21 protein-coding genes are annotated in these 19,184 nt (G+C 61.6%); 11 read left to right on the top strand and 10 right to left on the bottom strand.

Annotated elements, in window-relative coordinates:
* Positions 1-217: 217 nt before the first annotated feature.
* The 3 genes from WDB86_RS14175 to WDB86_RS14165 all read left to right on the top strand — a co-directional run bounded on the left by WDB86_RS14175 (position 218) and on the right by WDB86_RS14165 (position 2,069).
* Complete coding sequence (locus WDB86_RS14175) at positions 218-436, top strand: DUF465 domain-containing protein (RefSeq protein WP_339107863.1); 219 nt, start codon at positions 218-220, stop codon at positions 434-436.
* 77 nt (positions 437-513) lie between these two features.
* Complete coding sequence (gene purE, locus WDB86_RS14170) at positions 514-1,005, top strand: 5-(carboxyamino)imidazole ribonucleotide mutase (RefSeq protein WP_339107864.1); 492 nt, start codon at positions 514-516, stop codon at positions 1,003-1,005.
* Positions 1,002-2,069 carry a 5-(carboxyamino)imidazole ribonucleotide synthase gene (locus WDB86_RS14165; RefSeq protein ID WP_406721092.1) on the top strand — a complete coding sequence of 356 codons (1,068 nt, stop codon included), beginning with the start codon at positions 1,002-1,004 and terminating at the stop codon, positions 2,067-2,069. The genes purE and WDB86_RS14165 overlap by 4 nt, the downstream gene beginning before the upstream one ends.
* A gap of 36 nt (positions 2,070-2,105) precedes the next feature.
* On the opposite strand, the gene WDB86_RS14160 is transcribed toward WDB86_RS14165, so the two are convergent.
* Positions 2,106-2,912 carry an alpha/beta fold hydrolase gene (locus WDB86_RS14160; protein WP_406736211.1) on the bottom strand — a complete coding sequence of 269 codons (807 nt, stop codon included), beginning with the start codon at positions 2,910-2,912 and terminating at the stop codon, positions 2,106-2,108.
* On the bottom strand, positions 2,909-3,508 hold the full coding sequence (locus WDB86_RS14155; protein ID WP_406736210.1) for a 2-hydroxychromene-2-carboxylate isomerase: 600 nt from the start codon (positions 3,506-3,508) through the stop codon (positions 2,909-2,911). The genes WDB86_RS14160 and WDB86_RS14155 overlap by 4 nt, the downstream gene beginning before the upstream one ends.
* A 120-nt stretch (positions 3,509-3,628) precedes the next feature.
* Here WDB86_RS14155 and WDB86_RS14150 point away from each other — a divergent pair, with 120 nt between their 5' ends.
* Positions 3,629-4,648, top strand: coding sequence for a ribose-phosphate pyrophosphokinase (locus WDB86_RS14150; protein ID WP_339107868.1), 1,020 nt, complete (start codon positions 3,629-3,631; stop codon positions 4,646-4,648).
* A 103-nt stretch (positions 4,649-4,751) separates the two neighbouring features.
* Complete coding sequence (locus WDB86_RS14145; RefSeq protein ID WP_406736209.1) at positions 4,752-5,582, top strand: DMT family transporter; 831 nt, start codon at positions 4,752-4,754, stop codon at positions 5,580-5,582.
* Here the strand turns inward: WDB86_RS14145 and WDB86_RS14140 are convergent.
* From WDB86_RS14140 to guaD, 7 genes are all read right to left on the bottom strand, one after another.
* On the bottom strand, positions 5,529-6,668 hold the full coding sequence (locus WDB86_RS14140; RefSeq protein WP_406736208.1) for a threonine aldolase family protein: 1,140 nt from the start codon (positions 6,666-6,668) through the stop codon (positions 5,529-5,531). The two genes, WDB86_RS14145 and WDB86_RS14140, sit on opposite strands and share 54 nt — an antisense overlap.
* Entirely contained in the window at positions 6,665-7,114 is a 450-nt protein-coding gene (locus tag WDB86_RS14135) for a YcgN family cysteine cluster protein (RefSeq protein ID WP_339107872.1), read from the bottom strand. The genes WDB86_RS14140 and WDB86_RS14135 overlap by 4 nt, the downstream gene beginning before the upstream one ends.
* Before the next feature lie 47 nt (positions 7,115-7,161).
* Entirely contained in the window at positions 7,162-8,082 is a 921-nt protein-coding gene (locus WDB86_RS14130; protein ID WP_339107873.1) for a bifunctional riboflavin kinase/FAD synthetase, read from the bottom strand.
* A gap of 41 nt (positions 8,083-8,123) precedes the next feature.
* Positions 8,124-8,570, bottom strand: a complete 447-nt coding sequence (locus WDB86_RS14125) for a MaoC family dehydratase (protein WP_339109531.1) — start codon at positions 8,568-8,570, stop codon at positions 8,124-8,126.
* A gap of 224 nt (positions 8,571-8,794) precedes the next feature.
* A complete protein-coding gene (locus WDB86_RS14120; RefSeq protein ID WP_339107874.1) occupies positions 8,795-9,676 on the bottom strand; it encodes a TIGR01459 family HAD-type hydrolase in 882 nt (293 codons plus the stop codon).
* An 82-nt stretch (positions 9,677-9,758) separates the two neighbouring features.
* On the bottom strand, positions 9,759-10,517 hold the full coding sequence (locus WDB86_RS14115) for a sulfite exporter TauE/SafE family protein (protein ID WP_339107875.1): 759 nt from the start codon (positions 10,515-10,517) through the stop codon (positions 9,759-9,761).
* Between the two features lie 274 nt (positions 10,518-10,791).
* The gene (gene guaD, locus WDB86_RS14110; protein WP_406736207.1) at positions 10,792-12,072 is read right to left on the bottom strand and encodes a guanine deaminase; all 1,281 of its coding nucleotides are present in this window, start codon (positions 12,070-12,072) and stop codon (positions 10,792-10,794) included.
* 136 nt (positions 12,073-12,208) lie between these two features.
* Here guaD and mgtE point away from each other — a divergent pair, with 136 nt between their 5' ends.
* From mgtE to WDB86_RS14080, 6 genes are all read left to right on the top strand, one after another.
* The gene (mgtE, locus tag WDB86_RS14105; RefSeq protein ID WP_339107877.1) at positions 12,209-13,594 is read left to right on the top strand and encodes a magnesium transporter; all 1,386 of its coding nucleotides are present in this window, start codon (positions 12,209-12,211) and stop codon (positions 13,592-13,594) included.
* The gene (locus WDB86_RS14100; RefSeq protein ID WP_406736206.1) at positions 13,591-14,169 is read left to right on the top strand and encodes a 5-formyltetrahydrofolate cyclo-ligase; all 579 of its coding nucleotides are present in this window, start codon (positions 13,591-13,593) and stop codon (positions 14,167-14,169) included. Before mgtE ends, WDB86_RS14100 begins: the two co-directional genes overlap by 4 nt.
* A 69-nt stretch (positions 14,170-14,238) precedes the next feature.
* Positions 14,239-15,054 (top strand): TIGR00282 family metallophosphoesterase, encoded by an 816-nt coding sequence (locus tag WDB86_RS14095; RefSeq protein WP_339107879.1) that lies wholly within the window; start codon positions 14,239-14,241, stop codon positions 15,052-15,054.
* A gap of 124 nt (positions 15,055-15,178) precedes the next feature.
* The gene (locus WDB86_RS14090) at positions 15,179-16,957 is read left to right on the top strand and encodes an SLC13 family permease (protein WP_339109532.1); all 1,779 of its coding nucleotides are present in this window, start codon (positions 15,179-15,181) and stop codon (positions 16,955-16,957) included.
* 21 nt (positions 16,958-16,978) lie between these two features.
* The gene (locus WDB86_RS14085; protein ID WP_339107880.1) at positions 16,979-17,344 is read left to right on the top strand and encodes a hypothetical protein; all 366 of its coding nucleotides are present in this window, start codon (positions 16,979-16,981) and stop codon (positions 17,342-17,344) included.
* A gap of 88 nt (positions 17,345-17,432) precedes the next feature.
* Positions 17,433-18,173, top strand: a complete 741-nt coding sequence (locus WDB86_RS14080; protein ID WP_339107881.1) for a YebC/PmpR family DNA-binding transcriptional regulator — start codon at positions 17,433-17,435, stop codon at positions 18,171-18,173.
* Positions 18,174-18,282: 109 nt separating this feature from the next.
* On the opposite strand, the gene WDB86_RS14075 is transcribed toward WDB86_RS14080, so the two are convergent.
* Positions 18,283-19,161 carry an EamA family transporter gene (locus WDB86_RS14075; RefSeq protein ID WP_406736205.1) on the bottom strand — a complete coding sequence of 293 codons (879 nt, stop codon included), beginning with the start codon at positions 19,159-19,161 and terminating at the stop codon, positions 18,283-18,285.
* Between the last annotated feature and the right edge of the window lie 23 nt (positions 19,162-19,184).

Genomic DNA, 19,184 nt, shown 5'->3' with positions numbered 1-19,184 from the left:
GCCCTTTTCAAAGCGACGTGCAGCGAACGGGCCCCATGCACCGGCGGCCCTTCCCTATGAATATGGTCAGCCGCAGCGCATACCGCAAGACCCTGCCAGAGAAGGATTAACGTCGATTTTCTTCCGAAATTCCAAAAAATCGTGTATTAATAAAAATGAACACCTGCCGAGTCACCCTTTGAGGCCGGCGCCATACAGCAATCTACGGAACGCCATCATGAATGCGCATGTCGAAATGGAACACGAAGAAGTCCTGCGGGTCAAACTTGCGGTGCTACGTCAGGAACATCGCGATCTTGATGAAGCCATTGCAGCCCTTCAGGCTGTGGCCCATTGCGACCAGTTGCGTCTGTCGCGCATGAAGCGGCAGAAGCTGCAACTGAAAGACGAGATCGCCCGTATCGAAGACAAACTGATCCCCGACATCCTCGCCTAAGCCTCGAATCCCCCCTTTGGTCTTGCTCAGAACGGCTGCGCGCCTATAGTGCGCTTTCAAAGTTTCAGGAGGTACCATTGGGCGTAAAAGTCGGAATCATCATGGGGAGCCAGTCCGATTGGCCGACCATGAAGGGCGCAGCACAGATCCTTGACGATCTCGGGGTCAGCTACGAGACGAAGATCGTTTCGGCACATAGAACACCCGATCGCCTGTGGACCTATGGCAAGACCGCTGTCGAGCGCGGGCTGCAAGTGATCATCGCAGGTGCAGGCGGCGCGGCCCACCTGCCCGGCATGATGGCCTCCAAGACCCGTGTGCCCGTGATCGGCGTGCCGGTGCAGACAAAGGCGCTTTCGGGGGTCGATAGCCTCTATTCTATCCTCCAGATGCCCAAAGGCTACCCTGTGGCCACAATGGCGATCGGTTCTGCCGGTGCGCCCAATGCGGCCCTTCTGGCAGCGGGCATTCTGGCGCTTCAGGACGCGGCGCTGGCCGAGCGGCTGGACACATGGCGCACGACCCTGTCCGACTCGATCCCTGACGAGCCGCAGGACGTTCATCCATGACCGACATCTCGTTGCAACCCGGAGCCATGATCGGCATTCTGGGCGGCGGACAACTGGGACGCATGCTCTCGGTTGCGGCCTCGCGTCTGGGCTTCAAGACCCATATCTTCGAACCCGGCGCCAATCCGCCCGCAGCCGATGTGGCACATCAGGTGACCACAGCGTCCTATGAGGATGCCGAGGCCCTGCGCGCCTTCGCCCGTTCGGTGGACGTGATCACCTATGAGTTCGAGAACATCCCCACCTCGGCGCTGGATATCCTCGAGGCCATCCGCCCGCTGCATCCCAACCGGCGCGCCCTGGCGACCTCGCAGGACCGGATTATCGAGAAGAGCTTCTTGGGTGAGATCGGGCTGAAGACCGCGCCGTGGGCCAAGGTCACCGATACGGCCAGCCTCGACGCGGCGATTGCCGAGATCGGCACGCCCGCAATCCTGAAAACCACCCGTCTGGGCTATGACGGAAAGGGTCAGGCGCGGATCATGGCGCCCGAAGATGCCCCCGAGGCGCTGGCCGCGATGGCAGGGGCCGAGGCGGTTCTGGAAGGGTTCATCGACTTCTCGATGGAGATTTCGGTGATTGCCGCGCGTGGCACCACCGGTGAGGTCGCCTGTTTCGATCCCGGTCAGAATGTTCATAAGAACGGCATTCTGCACACCACCACCGTGCCGGCGCAAATCCCTGACAGCCTGCGCATGGATGCCGTTCTGATGGCGGCAAAGATCCTGAATGCGCTGGACTATGTCGGCGTGATGGGGGTCGAGCTGTTTGTCACCAAGGGGGGGCTGATCGTCAACGAGATCGCGCCGCGTGTGCATAATTCGGGCCACTGGACGCAGGCGGGCTGTGCCGTCGACCAGTTCGAACAACATATCCGCGCGATCGCGGGCTGGCCCTTGGGCGATGGCGCGCGCTATGCCGATGTCGAGATGCTCAACCTGATCGGCGATGATGTGCTGCGCGTGCCCGAATTTGCCAAGACCCCGCGCACGCAGATCCATCTTTACGGCAAGGCCGAGGCCAAGCCGGGCCGCAAGATGGGCCATGTAAACAGGCTGATATGAGAGTGAACGCCGCGCCCGATCAGCGCGGCGTCCGCTTCAGGAGCGGTCGAGATTGACGCCGATCAGATCGGCCAGACTTTCAAAATGCGTCAGCGGCAGCATATGCCCTGCCCCCGGCACCGTCGCCGTCCCGACATTCTGCATCCGCACCGCCAGTTCGGCACAAACCAGCGGCACCGAAGGGTGGGTCTGGTCGCCGTGGACCAGCAGGACCGGCGCGTCAATCGCCTCGATCCCGTCCGCCCGCAGGATCTGCCCGGGATCGGCGAAATTTGCTGTGGTCGTATTGGCCAGAATGGGCATCTGCTCCATGAAGCGCGCGCGTTGATGCTCTGGCAAAGCCTCCCAAGGCACACCGCTGCCCCATTGCGCCAGAAAGGCCCGTGCCGCCTCTTCGCGCTTTCCTGCAGCCAGAAGCTGCATCAGATGTTTCTGGTCCTTGGCCACCGCATCATATTCCGGCGTGCCTTCGATGGCGGCAAAAAGAATGGGCTCGATCAGCGTCAGGCTGCGGATGGCCTCGGGGGCCGCAACCGCCAGCCGCAGCGCCACGCTGGAGCCGAAGCTATGCCCGATCAGATCAAGCGGGCGGTCGATGAAACTGGCCGCAATCTGTGTCACCAGCCTCTCGAAGGCACCGGCGGCCTCTTCTGCGACCCATTCGCCCGACCGCCCGTGCCCCGGCAGGTCGAAGACCCGCGCGGTCATCCGGTCTTCCAGCAGCGCGAAGGACGGCTCCCATGCGCGGGCATTGCCCAGCATGCAGTGGATTGCCAAAGCCGGGCGTTCGCCGCCCCCGAGCAATTCCGAGGCGATCTGGACCCCCCTGCGGTCATCGATCATGCACATGTCCCCAGATAGCTGTCGAGAAACGCCAGCCGGTCCTGCCCGAAGAAGCGCTGGTCGGTGTCGGTCACGACATAGAAGGGCGAGCCGAAGACCCCTGCGGCCACCGCGTCTTCAAGGTTTTTCTCGTAGGCAATCGCCCCGTCAAACAACCCCGTCGTCACCAGATTGCCGTCAAAACCATTGGCCTCCAGCGCCGCGCGGATCAGCCCTTCCTCGGCGATGTCGCGCCCTTCGGCCCAACGGGCGCGGGCAATGGCATGGACCAGCCCCCCCAGATCGCCGCCACCGGCCTTCTGGGCCGCGATGATCGCATAAGAGGCGGGGGCGGCATTGGGCACGGGCACCGAGATATTGGGCATCGGCAGCCCCAGTTTTTGCGACCAGCGCGTGACCTCCTGATTGCGATATTGCATCCGCGACGGATGGCGGTCCGCCGGACGGGTGCCCCCCGTGCGATCAAACAGCGCCATCAGGTCCAGCGGCCGATAGGTCACCTGCGCCCCGTGACGGGTTGCAATCTCTTCAAGACGCAGCCCCGCGAAATAGGTATAAGGCGAAAAAACCGAGAAGTAGTAATCAATATGTGACATTCGCATGTCTCCCTTGCACCCTTGGATTTGCCCAGACGCTACCTCGGTGCTAAGGCAGGCGCAATGTAAGCGAATCTCTGCCGCGACCTTCCCTTGCGGCGCTGCCCGGAGCCAAAGCCCATGTCCGCCATGACTGAACCCAAACTGATCGCCGGCAATGCCAACCGCCCGTTGGCCGAAGCCATTGCCCGCCGGATGTCGATGCATCGCGGAATGTCCGTGGGCCTCGTCGATGCCCGCGTCGAGCGGTTCAACGATCAGGAAATCTTCGTCGAAGTCTACGAGAACGTTCGTGGCGAAGACATGTATGTCATCCAGCCCACCTCCAATCCGGCCAATGACAACCTGATGGAACTGCTGATCATGGCCGATGCGCTCAAACGCTCCTCGGCGGATCGTATCACCGCCGTGATCCCCTATTTCGGCTATGCCCGCCAGGACCGCCGCACCAAGGCCCGCACCCCGATCTCGGCCAAGCTGGTGGCGAACCTGCTGACCGAAGCCGGTGTGAACCGTATCCTGACGCTGGATCTGCATGCGACCCAGATCCAGGGCTTCTTCGATATTCCGGTGGATAACCTCTATGCCTCGCCGGTCTTCTCGCTCGATATCATGCACCACTTCAAAGGCGATATGGATGATGTCATGGTCATCTCCCCCGATGTCGGCGGTGTGGCCCGTGCCCGCGAGATCGCCAAGCGCATCGGTGCGCCGCTGGCCATCGTCGACAAACGCCGCGAGAAAGCGGGCGAAGTGGCCGGCATGACCGTGATCGGGGATGTGACCGGCAAGAAATGTATCATCGTCGATGACATCTGCGATACCGCAGGCACGCTGTGCAAAGCCGCCGAAGTGCTGATGGAAGCGGGCGCTGTCGAGGTTCATGCCTATATCACCCACGGTGTGCTGTCGGGGCCCGCTGTCGAGCGCGTGTCGAAATCGGTCATGAAATCGCTGGTGATCACCGACTCGATCCAAGCGACCGAAGCCGTGAAGAAATGCCCCAATATCCGCATCGTGCCGACCGCGCCGATGTTTGCCCAAGCCATCCTGAACACATGGTCGGGCACCTCGGTCTCGTCGCTGTTTGAAACCGAAACCATCAAGCCGATCTACGAAGGCATGTATAGCCAGTCGTAAGACCGCCTCCGATACGATCCGAAAGCCCGGCCAAAGTGCCGGGCTTTTTCATTGCCCGAAAGTCGCATTTGCCAAGCTGGCTTAGGACCGGCAGAGTGACGGGATGCGCCTGTTTCTGACCACCTGCCTTGTGATGATCGCTTTTGCGGCCAATTCGGTGCTGAACCGGATGGCCGTGTTCGGGGCGGGCTGGGATCCGGCGCTTGTCGGGGTGCTACGGCTTGGGGCGGGGGCGGTGGTGCTATGCCTGCTCAGCGGGATGCGCCTACGCCATCCGCCCCCGCCTGCCATGCTGGCTTTGGGTGTGGCAACCCTGTTTCTGTATATCTGGGGCTTTTCACGCGCCTCCGGACGGCTGGATGCCGGTGTGGGCGCGCTGACGCTGTTCGGCACCGTGCAGATCACCATGTTCGGGGCCGCGGTCTTCCGCAAGACACACATCCCCCCGCTACGCTGGCTGGGGGCAGGCATGGCGCTCGCGGGGCTGGCGGTTTTGCTGTGGCCGCAAGGTGATCTGCGTATCGACATGACCGGACTGGCATGGATGATGGCGGCAGGCATGGGCTGGGGGCTGTATTCGCTGAACGGGGCAAAGGCACGCGATGCGCTGACGGCCACGGCGTTCAACTTCGCCCTTGCCACGCCTCTTGCGCTGCTCTGGTGGCTCGGGGCCGGCAGCCCGATGGCGGGGGCCTCCTACGGGCTTTGGGCCACACTGGCGTCGGGGGCGATAACATCGGGGTTAGGCTATGCGCTGTGGTATCGAGTGCTGCCGCAGATCCCCGCGACGCAGGCGGCTCTCGCGCAGTTGAGCGTGCCGCTGATCGCCGCATTGGGCGGCGCGGTGTTTCTGGCCGAACTGCCCGGCCCGCGCTTCTGGCTAGCGGGAGCCCTCGTGCTGGGCGGGATCGGGCTCGGCCTCCTGCGGCGCTAGGCTGCGCGGCGCTTTGGGCAGCGATCTGGCAGGCGCAACCCAGCCCAGAAGCCCCAGAAAGGTCTCGATCTCGGGCGTCGTGGTCGACCACGAACATACCAGCCGCGCCGAAAGCACCTCTTCCGCATCGCCTTCCAAATCCTGATCGAAGGGCCAGAAATAGTAATAGGCACCGTGATCGTGGAGCTTCTGGTGCAAATGGCGCGGCATGGCCACAAAAACCGCATTGGCCTGCGTGGGATGCAGCATCCGCACCTCGGGCAGGCTTGCCAGACCATCCGCCAGCTTGCGCGCCATTGCGTTGGCCTGACGTGCCAGCAACAGCCACAGATCGCCGTAAAGATAGGCCATCATCTGCGCCGCCAGATAGCGGTGTTTGGACATCAACTGCCCCGAACGCTTGCGCCGGATCTCGAATTCCTGCGCCCGGGCGGGGTCGAAAACCACCACCGCCTCGACCCCCATACAGCCGTTCTTGGTGCCACCGAACGAGAGCACATCCACCCCCGCCTTCCATGTCAGATCAGCAGGGCTACAGCCCAGACGCACCACCGCATTGGCAAAGCGCGCCCCATCCATATGCACCGGCAGATCGAATTCGCGGGCCACATCACACAGCGCCTTGACCTCGTCCACCGTGTAAACAGTGCCGAATTCGGTCGCATTGGTGATCGAGACCATACCGCGCTTGATATTATGGATTGCCGCCCCCGTATGGCGGATCTTGTCCCGAAGCGCCTGCGGTTCCATCTTGGCATCCTCGCCCTCCACCAGAACCAGCTTGGCCCCATCGGTGAAAAATTCCGGCGCGCCGCATTCGTCTTCCTCGATATGGGCGTTGCGATGGCAGAAAATCGCCTCCCACGGTCGGGTCAGAAGCGCGCAGGACAGGGCATTGGCCGCCGTGCCGGAGGTTACCAGAAAAACACGCGCCTCGGGGGCCTCGAAAATATCGCGGATACGGGCTTCGACAACCGGCGTCAGGGCATCGCCGCCATAGGGGCGCGCATGGCCTTCATTGGCGGCCTGAATGGCCTCCATAATGCGAGGAGCCACCGCCGAAGTGTTGTCGGAGCCGAAATTCATGAAAGATCCTCGATCACATAATCTTCCCAGTCTTCTTCCGGCACCTCGTATTCCGGCACGGTCCAGCCACGCACGGACTGGCCCGCCTCATGCACCGTCTCTTTCGATCCGGAAAGAAGATAGTGCCAGCTTTCCAGCGGCTTGTCTTCAAACCGCAACCGATAGGCGCAGGTGCGCGGCATCCAGTAGGCGATCTGCTCGATCGACTCCGGCGTCAGACGCACGCATTCGGGCACGAAATGGTGCCGGATCTCGTATTGCGCACAGCGGCAGGTCTGCCCATCCAGCAGACGGCAGGCAACGCGGGTAAACTCGACTTCGTTGGTATCAACGAATTCCAGCTTGTTGAGGCAGCACTTGCCGCACCCGTCGCACAGCGCCTCCCATTCCGAGGCATTCAGATCCCCGAGCGGCAGTTCCCAGAATTTCTTGCGTAGCTTGGACATAGAAGGAGACTCATCATTTGGCTGGGAAAGGCAATGCGTCTCTTGGCTCAGGCGGTCAAGATCTCGCGGGTGCGTTCGACATCACGATCCATCTGCGTGATCAGGTCGGGGATGCCGGTAAAGGCCAGTTCGGGGCGCAGATACTCGACCAGCGCGATCGATAGATGCTGGCCGTAAAGATCGCCCTTGAAATCCAGCAGATAGGTTTCAAGATTGGGCGTATTGACCCCGAACATCGGTCGCACCCCAAGGCTGGCCGCGCCCATATAGCTGCCCTTCTGCGGACCGGTCATCACATCGACCTTCACCGCATAGACGCCGAGTTTCGGCAGATGCAGCCCGTCCACCGACATATTGGCCGTGGGAAAGCCCAACTCGCGCCCGCGTTTCTCGCCATGAATGACCGCCCCTTCGATCCGGTGCAGGTGGCCCAGCATGGCGGCTGCAAGTTCCGGCTGGCCCTCGGACAGCGCATTGCGGATCGCGGTGGAGGACACATGCACCCCCTCCACTTCCAGAAGCGGCGCCACAGTCACGTCAAACCCGAATCTCTGGCCAAAGAGCGCCAGCTCCTCTACCCCGCCTGCCCGCTTGCGGCCAAAGCGGAAATCGCGCCCGACCGTCACATTGGACACGCCAAGCCCCTCTGCCAGCACATCGCGGGCAAAGGGTTCCGGCTCCATCGACGCCAGCTGCGCATCGAACGGAAGCGCATAAAGACTGTCGACGCCCAGCTTTTCCAGCCGGTTGCGGCGAGCTTCGGCATTCATCAGACGGAAAGGCGGATCTTCGGGGCGGAAAAACTCGCGCGGGTGGGGTTCGAATGTCACAACCCCCAAAGGCACGCCGTCACGACGCGCCAGATCGATCACAGAGCGGTGCCCCAGATGCACACCATCGAAATTGCCCATGGCAATGGAGGCGCCGCGCGCCTCCGGAGGAATCTGCCAGTGGTCGTAAACTCGCATAAAGCCGTCCGTTCCCGCATTCCCGCGAGAACGGGTCTGCCTCAGCCGCGCGAGATATCCCGCGACGGAGCCAGCACCACGGCCTCGCCCTTCAGAACAACCGTATCGCCCACCGTGCATTGGGTTGCAAGTGTGACACGCCGCTTAACCCGATCAATCGCCGCCACGCGGACAGTTGCACAAACTTCATCCCCCGGACGCACCGGCGCCATGAAAGTCAGCGATTGTTTAAGATAGATCGCACCATGCCCCGGAAGCTGTTCGCCAATCACGGCCGAAATCAGACCAGCGGACAGGATGCCGTGGGCGATCCGGCCCTTGAACATCGTGGTACGGGCGTAATCGTCATCGACATGCACAGGGTTCCGGTCCGTCGAGACTTCGGCAAAAAGCTCGATGTCACGGTCGGTCACCGTCTTCACCAGCTGGCGCGACATGCCTTCCTGAAGATCTTCGATGAAGATCGTGGAGCCTTCGATTTCCTTCATCAGCGTCATCCGCGTGGCCTTTCCAAACTGGTTATGTTGCATCGCAGCATAGCGCACCCCCGCGCCAATATCAATCGTTATAGCAATAATATATTACCAAATACTACCAAATGATAATATTCTTGTGCGAAAGATTGTTTCAATCCGAACTCTGCATAGCAAAACGCCCCCTGAAACACTACGTTCCAAGGGGCGCTCAAATCACTAAAATTCGATTCAACTGGTTAGCGAAGTCTTCCAATCGCATAAAGCGGTGCCTGCTGCTGGTCATCCAGCCACGGCTCCAGCTTGTCGGAATCGGGGGCCTCCACATCCGGCCCGAAAGCCTCGGCGGCCAGACCACCGGTCACGAAAAGGCAATCAAGCCCCTCGCCCGCCGCCCCCGCGACATCGGTCAGGATCCCGTCCCCGATTGCCAGAATGCGGCCATCCTCCGGCAGACCGAAGGACGCGCTCAGCTTGCGGCGAGCCAGATCGTAGATCGGCGGATGGGGCTTGCCGCAATAGATCGCATCGCCCCCCATGTCCTCATAAAGCTCGGCCAGCGCACCCGCGCAGTAAATCCGCTTGTCGCCCATATCCACCACCAGATCGGGATTGGCGCAAAGCATCTTCAGCCCGCGGGTCTTGGCGGCCAGAAACGTCGCGCGGTAATCCTCGGGGGTTTCGGTCTCTTCGTCGAAAGGCCCCGTACACACAATGCCCTCGGCTTCTTCGAAAGACACGCGTTCGATCTTGGCACGGCCTTCCCATTCGGCGGGAATGGACGTGAAGAACCCGTTGTCTTTCTCCGGCCCCAGATGCCAGATCTTGCGCCCTACGGCACCGGCAAACATCGCATCCTGCGCGGCATCCCCCGAGCTGACAATCAGATCCCACGCATCGTCGGGGATCGCCATCCTGGCAAAGCGTTCTTTCACGAATTCCGCCGGACGCGGCGCATTGGTCAGCAAGACGACCCGTCCGCCTTTGGCACGAAACGCCTGCAGGGCTGCGACAGCCGCAGGATAGGCCGTCACGCCATTATGCAAACACCCCCACAGATCGCAGAACAGCGCATCATAGGAGGCAGAAATCTCGGCAAGCGATTGGACGATACGGGTCATAGCAACCTTTCGGGCAGTAAGTCTGTGGCGCGTCACGTGCGCAGGGCTCTCTTAGGGCTGCTCTATGACATGTCTGTAACAGTTACGAAAGCAAGGCCTGACCGCCGATCAGCGTCATTATGCCTTTCGCCAGCAAAATAACCGAAAGCAGGAACAACATCCCCTGTATCACCCGGACATAATGCGTATCCGACAGTTTGACCGTCAGCCAGCGCCCGATAAACGTCCCCAGAATACCGGTGGCGGCCAATGCGGCAATCAGGCCCCAGTTCAGCCCGTCAAGCTGTCCGATCGCAAAATAGGCCGGAAGCTTCGCCAGATTGCCAATCGCGAAGGAAATCGCGATGGTGCCCGCAAATTTCAGCTTTGGCAGGCGCTGGGGCAAAAGATAGGCCTGCGCGGGCGGCGAGCCGGAATGGGTGATGAAGCTTGCGATCCCTGTCAGAGTGCCCCAGAAAAGCCCGGGCAAAAGCGCAGGCTGCGTGACCTTTGTGCCACCGCGCCCGCACCATGCGCGCAAACAGAACCAAAGCCCGATGCCTCCGGTAAACAGCAGCAGGACAGGCTCGGGCGTATATGGGGTGATAAAGGTTGCCACCCCCACCCCGAACAGCAGGGCAGGCGTGAAGATCAGCAGGTTGCGACCCGAAAACTCTTTCCGGAACAGCCAGACCCCGATCCAGTCGGTCACGATATAGACCGGCAGAAGCGTCGCAGCGGCGGTCACGGGATTCATGAACAAAGCCAGCAAAGGCACAGCGATCGCCGCAGCCGATGCCAGACCGCCTTTCGACATGCCCACGATCAGCGCCGCGATGATAAAAAGAACGGTCTGGTCCATGTCATCCTCCAAGGCCGGACTCCACCCAAAGGCGAGCGCCTGCTTCTTCCCACGATCCCCCCCGAAGAACCAGCGCATTTCTCGCAAGGCCGCGCGAACACATCTCCGCCCTCATGTTCAGGCCGACACGCTTTGGGCTGAAAACGACCTTGTCGCACTTAACGCTTATGCGCTTCAGAGGATCTGAAGTTCGCAAGCAAGGTGAAGCTGCGAGTGCAAACCCGTTAATTTGATAAGGTAAGAATATGCTTCAAATTACACACATTAAGCGGCGTTAGTGGTGCTTTTCCCCGTTCACCCAGACAGATGCGATGGCGCGGTCGTCGCCCATCATGATGGTGGCGAAAAGGGCTTCCGTGAAGCTGTCCGCGCGGGACATGCGTTGACGGATGGCGGGGGTGGAGGCCAGATCCACCACGATCAGGTCCGCCTCCAGCCCAACAGCGATATTCCCCACACGATCATCGATCTTCAAACTGCGCGCGGAGCCTTGGGTCGCCAGCCACCACAGGAATGCCGGATGCAGCGGCGTTCCCCGCAGCTGGCCGATCTCGTAGGCTGCAGCCATCGTGCGTAGCATGGAAAAGCTCGACCCGCCGCCCGTGTCGGTCGCAAGACCTACGCGGGTGCGGTCCACCATGCCCGCCATATCGAACAGCCCCGAGCCGATGAAGGTATTCGAGGTCGGGCAATGGGCGATCCCGGCATTCAGCTCGGACAACCTGTCGATCTCGCGCGGCTCCAGATGGATCGCATGGCCATAGAGACCGTTTTCGCCCAATAGCCCAAAGGCCTCGTAAGTGTCGAGATAATCGCGGGCCTGCGGGAAAAGCGATCTGACCCAGGCGATCTCGTCGGTCTGCTCGGAAAGATGGGTCTGCATCAGGCAGTCGGGATGTTCGGCCCATAGATCCCCCAGAGCGCGCAGCTGGTCTGGCGTGGATGTGGGCGAGAACCGCGGGGTGATCACATAAGACAGCCGGTCCACCCCATGCCATTTGCGCAAAAGCGCCTTGCTGTCATCATAGGCCGATTGGGCGCTGTCGCGCAGCCCCTCGGGGGCGTTGCGGTCCATACAGGTCTTACCGCCCATCGCGCGCAGACCACGCCTTTGTGCCGCCGCGAAAAAAGCGTCGACGCTTGCCGGATGGACGGTACAGAAGCTGCACATGCTTGTCGTGCCATTGGCCAGCGCCAGATCCATATAGGTCTCGGCAATCGTCTTGGCATAGAGCGGATCGGCCAGTCGCATTTCCTCCGGAAAGGTATAGGCGTTGAGCCAGTCGATCAGCCGCTTTCCCCAGCTGGCAATGATCGCGGTTTGCGGAAAATGCACATGGGCGTCGATGAACCCTGCCGAAATCAGTTTGTCCCCGTAATCGTGCAGGCGCGCCTGCGGCCAGGCGCGCTTCACATCTTCGGCAGGGCCGACTGCCGCGATCCGACCGTCCTTTACAACGACGGCACCTTGGGTCAAATGCTCCATCCCGAACGCCTGATCTGTCATGGGGATGTCACAAAAACGGATCACCTGTCCCAACAGAAGATCGACCATCACCATTCCTTTCCGCTCGCAAAAGACGCACCATCTTAGGCATGAGCGAAAACGGGATACCAGCCTCTTCTGCCCGCCCAGCGGATAGGCTAGTTTGAATACCGAGTTGCGGGCCAATAAAATCCAAGGGGGCCGGATGGCAGAAGATCTGATCGAGGACCAAGAGCGCGAAGAGCAGGATTACCGGCTGGATGGCGAGCTGGTCGAGACGATCCTGCAGGCCGTGGAAGACGAGGACGCAGAGGCGCTCAAACGCCTACTGGAGCCTTTGCACGCCGCAGATATCGCTGACCTTCTCGAACAGATCTCGGGGAATGAACGCCGCGGGATCCTGCGCCTCTGGGGCCGCGAGATCGACGGGGAGATCCTGACCGAGATCGACGAATCGATCCGCGAGGAAGTGCTGTCGAGCCTCGAGCCCGAGGTTCTGGCCGAGGCAGTCCGCGAGCTTGATTCCGATGACGTGGTCGACCTGATCGAGGATCTCGAAGAACCGCAGCAGGAAGCGATTCTCGATATCCTCGATGACCGTGACCGGATCGCGGTCGAGAAATCGCTGACCTATCCCGAATATTCTGCCGGTCGTCTGATGCAGCGCGAGGTGGTCACCGCCCCCGAGCATTGGACCGTGGGCGAGACCATCGACTATCTGCGCTCGTCGGAATGGTTGCCGGACCAGTTCTACCACGTCATTCTGGTGGACCCCGCACATCACCCGCTGGCCAATGTCACGCTGGGGCGCATTCTGTCGGCGCCGCGCGATTCCGGCCTCAGGGATATTGCCGAGGAAGAGTTCCGCACGATCTCCGTCTATCAGGAGGAAGGGGATGTGGCCTATGCCTTCAACCAGTACCACCTGATCTCCTGCCCCGTGGTCGACGAGAATGACCGCCTTGTCGGCGTGATCACCATCGACGACGCCATGTCCGTGCTGGATGAGGAACACGAGGAAGACATCCTGCGTCTGGCGGGTGTGGGGGATGAATCCTCGCTTTCCGACACCGTTCTGGAAACCCTGCGCCAGCGGTTGCCGTGGCTGATGGTGAACCTGCTGACCGCCATTCTGGCCTCGCTGGTGATCTCGGTCTTTGAAGGCACGATTCAGAAAATCGTCGCCTTGGCGGTGCTGATGCCGATTGTCGCTTCAATGGGGGGCAATGCGGGCACGCAGACACTGACCGTGGCCGTGCGGGCGCTGGCAACCAAAAGCCTGACCGATAGCAACGTCTGGCGTGTGGTCAGGCGGGAAACCATTGTGGGGTTGCTCAACGGGCTGGCCTTCGCGCTTGTCATGGGGATCGTCGCATGGGTCTGGTTTGACGGGGCCACGCTTGGCGCGGTGATTGCCATTGCGATGGTCATCAATCTGGTGGTGGCGGCGGTTGCCGGCATTCTGGTGCCGCTGGCGCTGGAGAAACTCGGGGCCGACCCTGCACTGGCCTCGGGGACCTTCGTGACGACCGTCACCGATGTCGTGGGGTTTTTCGCCTTTCTGGGCCTTGCGGGGACTATGCTTTTATGAGCTCGGGCGAGGACAAGCAGGCCGCGCGCAAAGCCGCCTTCGTCGCCCGCAAGGCCGCCTTCGCCACGCAGGGGCTGGCGCTGCAGGCCAATGCCCGCCTGAGCGAGGTCCTGCGCCGCTATGCGGGTCAGATCGTGGCGGGATACATGCCGATCCGCACCGAGCTTGACCCCCGCCCTGCCCTGCTGCGCTATGACGGCCCTCTCTGCCTGCCCGTGGTCGAAGCCGAGGCCCGACCGCTGTCCTTCCGACCGTGGTCGGCGGAAGCCGAGATGATCCCCGGCGCATTCGGCGCGGCCATTCCCGCCGCTACGGCGACGGTCTGCCCGCAGGTGGTCGTGGTGCCGCTTCTGGCTTTCGACCGCCACGGCTTCCGGCTGGGGTATGGCGGCGGGTTTTACGACCGTACCCTTGAGGGCCTGCGCCAGCGCGGCCCCGTCACGGCGATCGGTTTCGCCTTTGCCGCGCAGGAAATGGCGCGGGTTCCCGTCGAGGCCACCGACCAGCCGCTGGACCTGATGGTGACCGAAACCGGCGTTTTCAGTCCTTTCCCCACCCGCTCCGAGGCGCCGTAACGCCAAAAATCGGGGGAAACGGGTGAAAACATTTGCCCTTTCACGCCCGACCCCCTAAGGCAGGACCCCATGAAAATACTCTTTCTTGGCGATGTAATGGGCCGCGCGGGGCGCACGGCAATCAGCGAGCGTCTTGCGGGTCTGCGCGAGGCGTGGAAGCTGGATTTTGTCGTGGTCAACGGCGAGAATTCCTCGAACGGGATGGGGCTCTCGGCGGATCATGCCAAGCTTTTGCTGAATGCGGGTGCCGATGTGGTGACGCTGGGCGATCATGCCTTCGACCAGAAGGACATGATGCCGTTCATCGCGCAGGAAAAACGGGTGATCCGCCCGCTCAATTTCGCCAAGGATGCCCCCGGTGCAGGAGCGCGGCTGTTTGAGGATCGTCGTGGCCGCAAGATCCTTGTGGCGCAGGTGCTGGGACAGGTCTTCATGAAGCGCCCCTTCGACGACCCCTTCTCCGCAGTCGAAAAGGTGCTGAAATCCTATCCTCTGGGCGGTCAGGCACAGGCGATCTTGCTGGATGTCCATTGCGAGGCGACCTCGGAGAAGATGGCGATGGGGCATTTCTGCGATGGCAAGGCCAGCATGGTTGTGGGCACCCATACCCATGTGCCCACCGCCGATGCCATGATCCTGCCCGCAGGCACCGCCTATCTGACCGATGCGGGTATGTGCGGCGATTACAACTCGGTGATCGGCATGGAAAAAGCCGAGCCCATGCGCCGCTTCATCACCGGCATGGCACGGGACCGATTCACCCCTGCCAAGGGCGAGGCCTCCCTTTCGGGGTTCTTCGTCGAAACCGATGACCGCACGGGGCTGGCCAAACGTTGCCAGCCGGTGCGGGTGGGCGGACGTCTTCCCGAACAGACGCCGATTTGAGCGGATCCGGTTGCCTTTTGCTCCGTTGCGGCGGAAAGGCTCCTGATTTTCAAACTCTGCTTGTGCCGCGTCCCGTGCTGATTAGTATCCGCCCGAAGACGCTTGAAAAATTCTTGGGGTCATGATGATCGATCTGCCGCTTTCCGATACGGTGCGGGCCATTTTGCCGCTGCTGATCGTGGTCTGGATGTTCGTCATGTTCATCCGCGAAACGCGCCCGCCCGAGGTGATCGCGATTGCGGGTGCGGCGCTGATGGTCATCTTTGGCTTCGAGCCCGTGAAACAGGCCACCGAAAGCCTGTCGAACTCGGCACCTTGGACCATTGCCTTCATGTTCCTGATCATGGGCGCGCTGGTGCGCACAGGCGCGCTGGATGCGATGACCCGCTATGCCGAGACCCATATCTCGAAGCGCCCCGTCTTCACGGTCGGGCTGATGTTTGCCATCACCGCCGTCGCATCCGGGGTGATGAACAACACCCCCGTCGTGGCGGTGATGATCCCCGTCTTCATTCAGGTGGCGCGCAAACTGGGCAAGTCGCCCTCGAAATTCCTGTTGCCGCTCAGTTACTTCACCGTCATGGGCGGCATGCTGACGCTTCTGGGCACCTCGACAAACATCCTCGTTGACGGGGTCGCGCGGCGCAGCGGGCTGGAGCCTTTCGGCGTGCTGGAGATTCTGCCGGTCGGGATCGCGGTGCTTGTGGCAGGCTCGCTCTTCATGGCGCTGACCACCAGATTCCTGCTGCCCGAGCGCCAGTCGATGGCCTTCCTGCTGGGCCAGCGCCCGAAGATGAAATATTTCACCGAGGTGGCCATCCCCGAGGACAGCTCGCTTCTGGGCACGCCGGTTCTGGAGGTGGATGCCTTCAAACGCGAGGGCGTGCGCGTGGTGGATGTGCTGCGCGGCGATGCCTCGCTGCGCCGCGATCTGCCCAATGCCGTTCTGGAACAGGGCGACCGCGTGGTCTTGCGCACCGAGATGACCGAGCTGCTGGGCATGCAGAAAAACCCCGATCTGCGGATGATCGACAAGCTGAGTTCGGTACAGACCGAAACCGTCGAGGTGCTGATTTCGCCCGGTTGCCGGATGATCGGGCGGTCCTTGGGCGAGCTGCGCCTGCGCCGCCGCTACGGGGTCTATGTTCTGGCCGCCCACCGTCGCAACCAGAATATCGGGCGCCAGCTGGATGATCTGGTGGTTGTCGTGGGCGACACGCTGCTTCTGGAAGGCGCGCCGGAAGACATTGCGCGTCTGGCCTCGGATATGGATCTGGTGGATGTCTCCAAGCCCACCGCCAAAGCCTATCGCCGCAGCCATATGCCGCTGGCGATCGGGGCGCTGCTGGGCGTTGTCGGGCTGGCCGCCTTTGACATCGCCCCGATTCTGGTGCTGGCGGGCGTAGCCGTAGCCATCATTCTGGTCAGCAAATGCATTGATGCCGATGAAGCCTTCACCTTTGTCGACGGGCGCCTTCTGGCCATGATCTTCTCGATGCTGATCGTGGGTGACGCGCTTGAGGCTTCGGGATCGGTGAAACTGCTGGTCGATTATATCTCGCCCTGGCTGACCCATCTGCCGCCCTTCGCCACCCTGATGGCGGTGTATTTCATCGGGCTGGTGATGACGGAATTCCTGTCCAACAACGCCGTGGCCGTGATCTATGCCCCGATCGCCATCAGCTTGGCCCATTCGTTGGGCTATGACCCCCGCCCCTTCGCCATCGCGGTAATGTTTTCGGCATCGGTGGCTTTTGCGACGCCGATCGGCTATCAGACCCATATGATGGTCTACGGGCCGGGTGGCTACCGTTTCAACGACTTCCTGCGTCTGGGGATTCCGCTGGATATTGTCACCGGCCTGACCGCTTGCCTGATTATTCCTTTGATCTGGCCGCTTTGATTCACTTCGGGAGAACGTCCCATGAAATATCTGATTGGTCTGGGGCTGGCTCTCGGCCTCGCCGCCTGTGCCCAAACCGGCTGGAAGGCCAACCCGCAAGGCGTCACGCTGCATGGCGAACAGCTTGCGGTAAGCTTTTTCAACGGCGAGGTGTGCCGCGTGACTATGGGTGGCGCGCATTCGGGAACATTGTCCAACTGTTCCAACCCGTTGCACTACGAGGTCCGGATCGAGAGCCACCCGCTTGTGCCCGCAGCCTCGGCGATCTTGCAGACGCAATCCACGGTGGTCCTATCCAATGGCGCGGGCCGCACCTGGACCTTCCACACCCCCTCGCTGCGCGACACCACAGGCGACAATGTCGACCCGCCAATGGCGCTGCACTAAGCGTTTTCGCGCGGCATCTTGCAGATTGGGCGCTGTCTGTCCTATATCAGCGCCAAATTATATGAACATCTGACGGAGAAGACGGCTCATGGCAGGCCATTCAAAATGGGCAAACATCCAGCACCGTAAAGGCAAGCAGGATGCCATCCGCTCGAAAATGTTTTCGAAGCTTTCGAAAGAGATCACCGTGGCCGCAAAGATGGGCGACCCTGATCCCGAGAAAAACCCGCGTCTGCGTCTGGCGGTAAAAGCGGCCAAGTCGCAATCGATGCCGAAGGACGTGATCGACCGCGCGATCAAGAAATCGCAGGTGGGTGACGGCGATGAATATACCGAGATCCGCTATGAAGGCTACGGCCCCGAGGGGATCGCGGTGATCGTCGAGGCGCTGACCGACAACCTCAACCGCACCGCCTCGAACGTGCGTTCGACCTTCACCAAATGCGGCGGCAATCTCGGCACCAGCGGCTCGGTGAGCTTCATGTTCGACCGCCTCGGCGAGATCATCTATGACGCCTCCGTAGGCGATGCCGATACCGTCATGATGGCGGCCATCGAAGCGGGTGCGGAAGATGTGGAATCCGATGAGGAAGGCCACTGGATCTACTGCCCGATGGAAGATCTGTCCACGGTGACCGACGCGCTGGAAAAGGAGCTGGGCGAGGCAAAAGAAGCCAAGCTGATCTGGAAGCCGCAAAACCGCACCGAGGTCAATCTCGAGACCGCGCAGAAGCTGATGAAGCTGATCGACACGCTGGAAGACGATGATGACGTGCAAAACGTCACCGCCAATTTCGACGTGCCGGAAGACGTGGCCGCCCAACTGTAAATGAGGCCCTTCCGCCTGAATTCCAACGGCTACCGGATTGCTTCCGGTAGCCGTTTGTTTTTTGAAGCAGGGAAGACGCGGCATGACGCCTGCCACGCCTCTGTGCCGTTCAGGAACGGGACAGACCCGCGCCACGCCGTGCCCCTGTCGCAGGGCGGGTTCCCAACCAGACGCTGAGCAGCACCACACACGCCCCCGCCCATTGCGCCGCTGACAGCGTTTCCTGCCGCAGCTGCCAGCCCAGCAAGACCGCCGTGAGCGGGCTGAGAAAGCCCAGCCCCGTTACCGCCGCAGGCCCCAGGCGTTCGATCCCGCGAAACCAGAAAAAGTAGCTTAGCGCCGCCCCTGCAAGGCTCAACCAGAGAAAGCCCGCAATCGCCCCCGCCCCGAGCGCGGGAAGCGCGGGCTCGGCCAGAAGGGCGAAGGGCAGCAGCAATATCCCCCCGGCCGTCAGTTGCCACGAGGTGAAGGTCAGCGCCGACACGTCGGGGTGCCATTTGCGCGTCAGCACCACCCCCGCGGCCATAGAGACAGCTCCCAGCAAGGCCGCGCCCATTCCGACCGGATCAAAATCCGCCCCCGGCCCCAGCACCAGAAGGCCCACGCCCCCCAATCCTGTCAGCGCGGCAAGAATTCCGCGCTGCGAGAGCGGAACCTGCAGGATAAAGCGGGCCAGAACCAGCACGATCAACGGCTGCACCGCCCCCAATGTGGCGGCCACCCCGCCCGGCAGGCGATAGGCCGCCACAAACAGCGCGCCCCAGAACAGCGCAAAGTTCAACGCCCCCAAGATCAGCAGGCGCCCGAGCCAGCGCCTTGGGGGCCATTGCCGGGTCAGCGCCATCAGCAAAAGCCCCGCAGGCAGCGCGCGCAAAGCGGCATCGGTGAGCGGATAGCCTGCGGGCAAAAGCCCGGTGGTGACAATATAGGTGCTGCCCCAGATCACCGGCGCAAGGGCGGTTAGCAGCATATCGGTCTTGGCGGACATTGGTTTCTCCATCTATCTTGATG

The sequence above is a fragment of the Thioclava sp. GXIMD4215 genome (genome assembly GCF_045291555.1).
Taxonomy (GTDB): Bacteria; Pseudomonadota; Alphaproteobacteria; order Rhodobacterales; family Rhodobacteraceae; genus Thioclava; species Thioclava litoralis.
The sequence above is the reverse complement of the archived record's forward strand: the minus strand, read 5'-3'. Positions and strand labels throughout refer to the sequence as shown.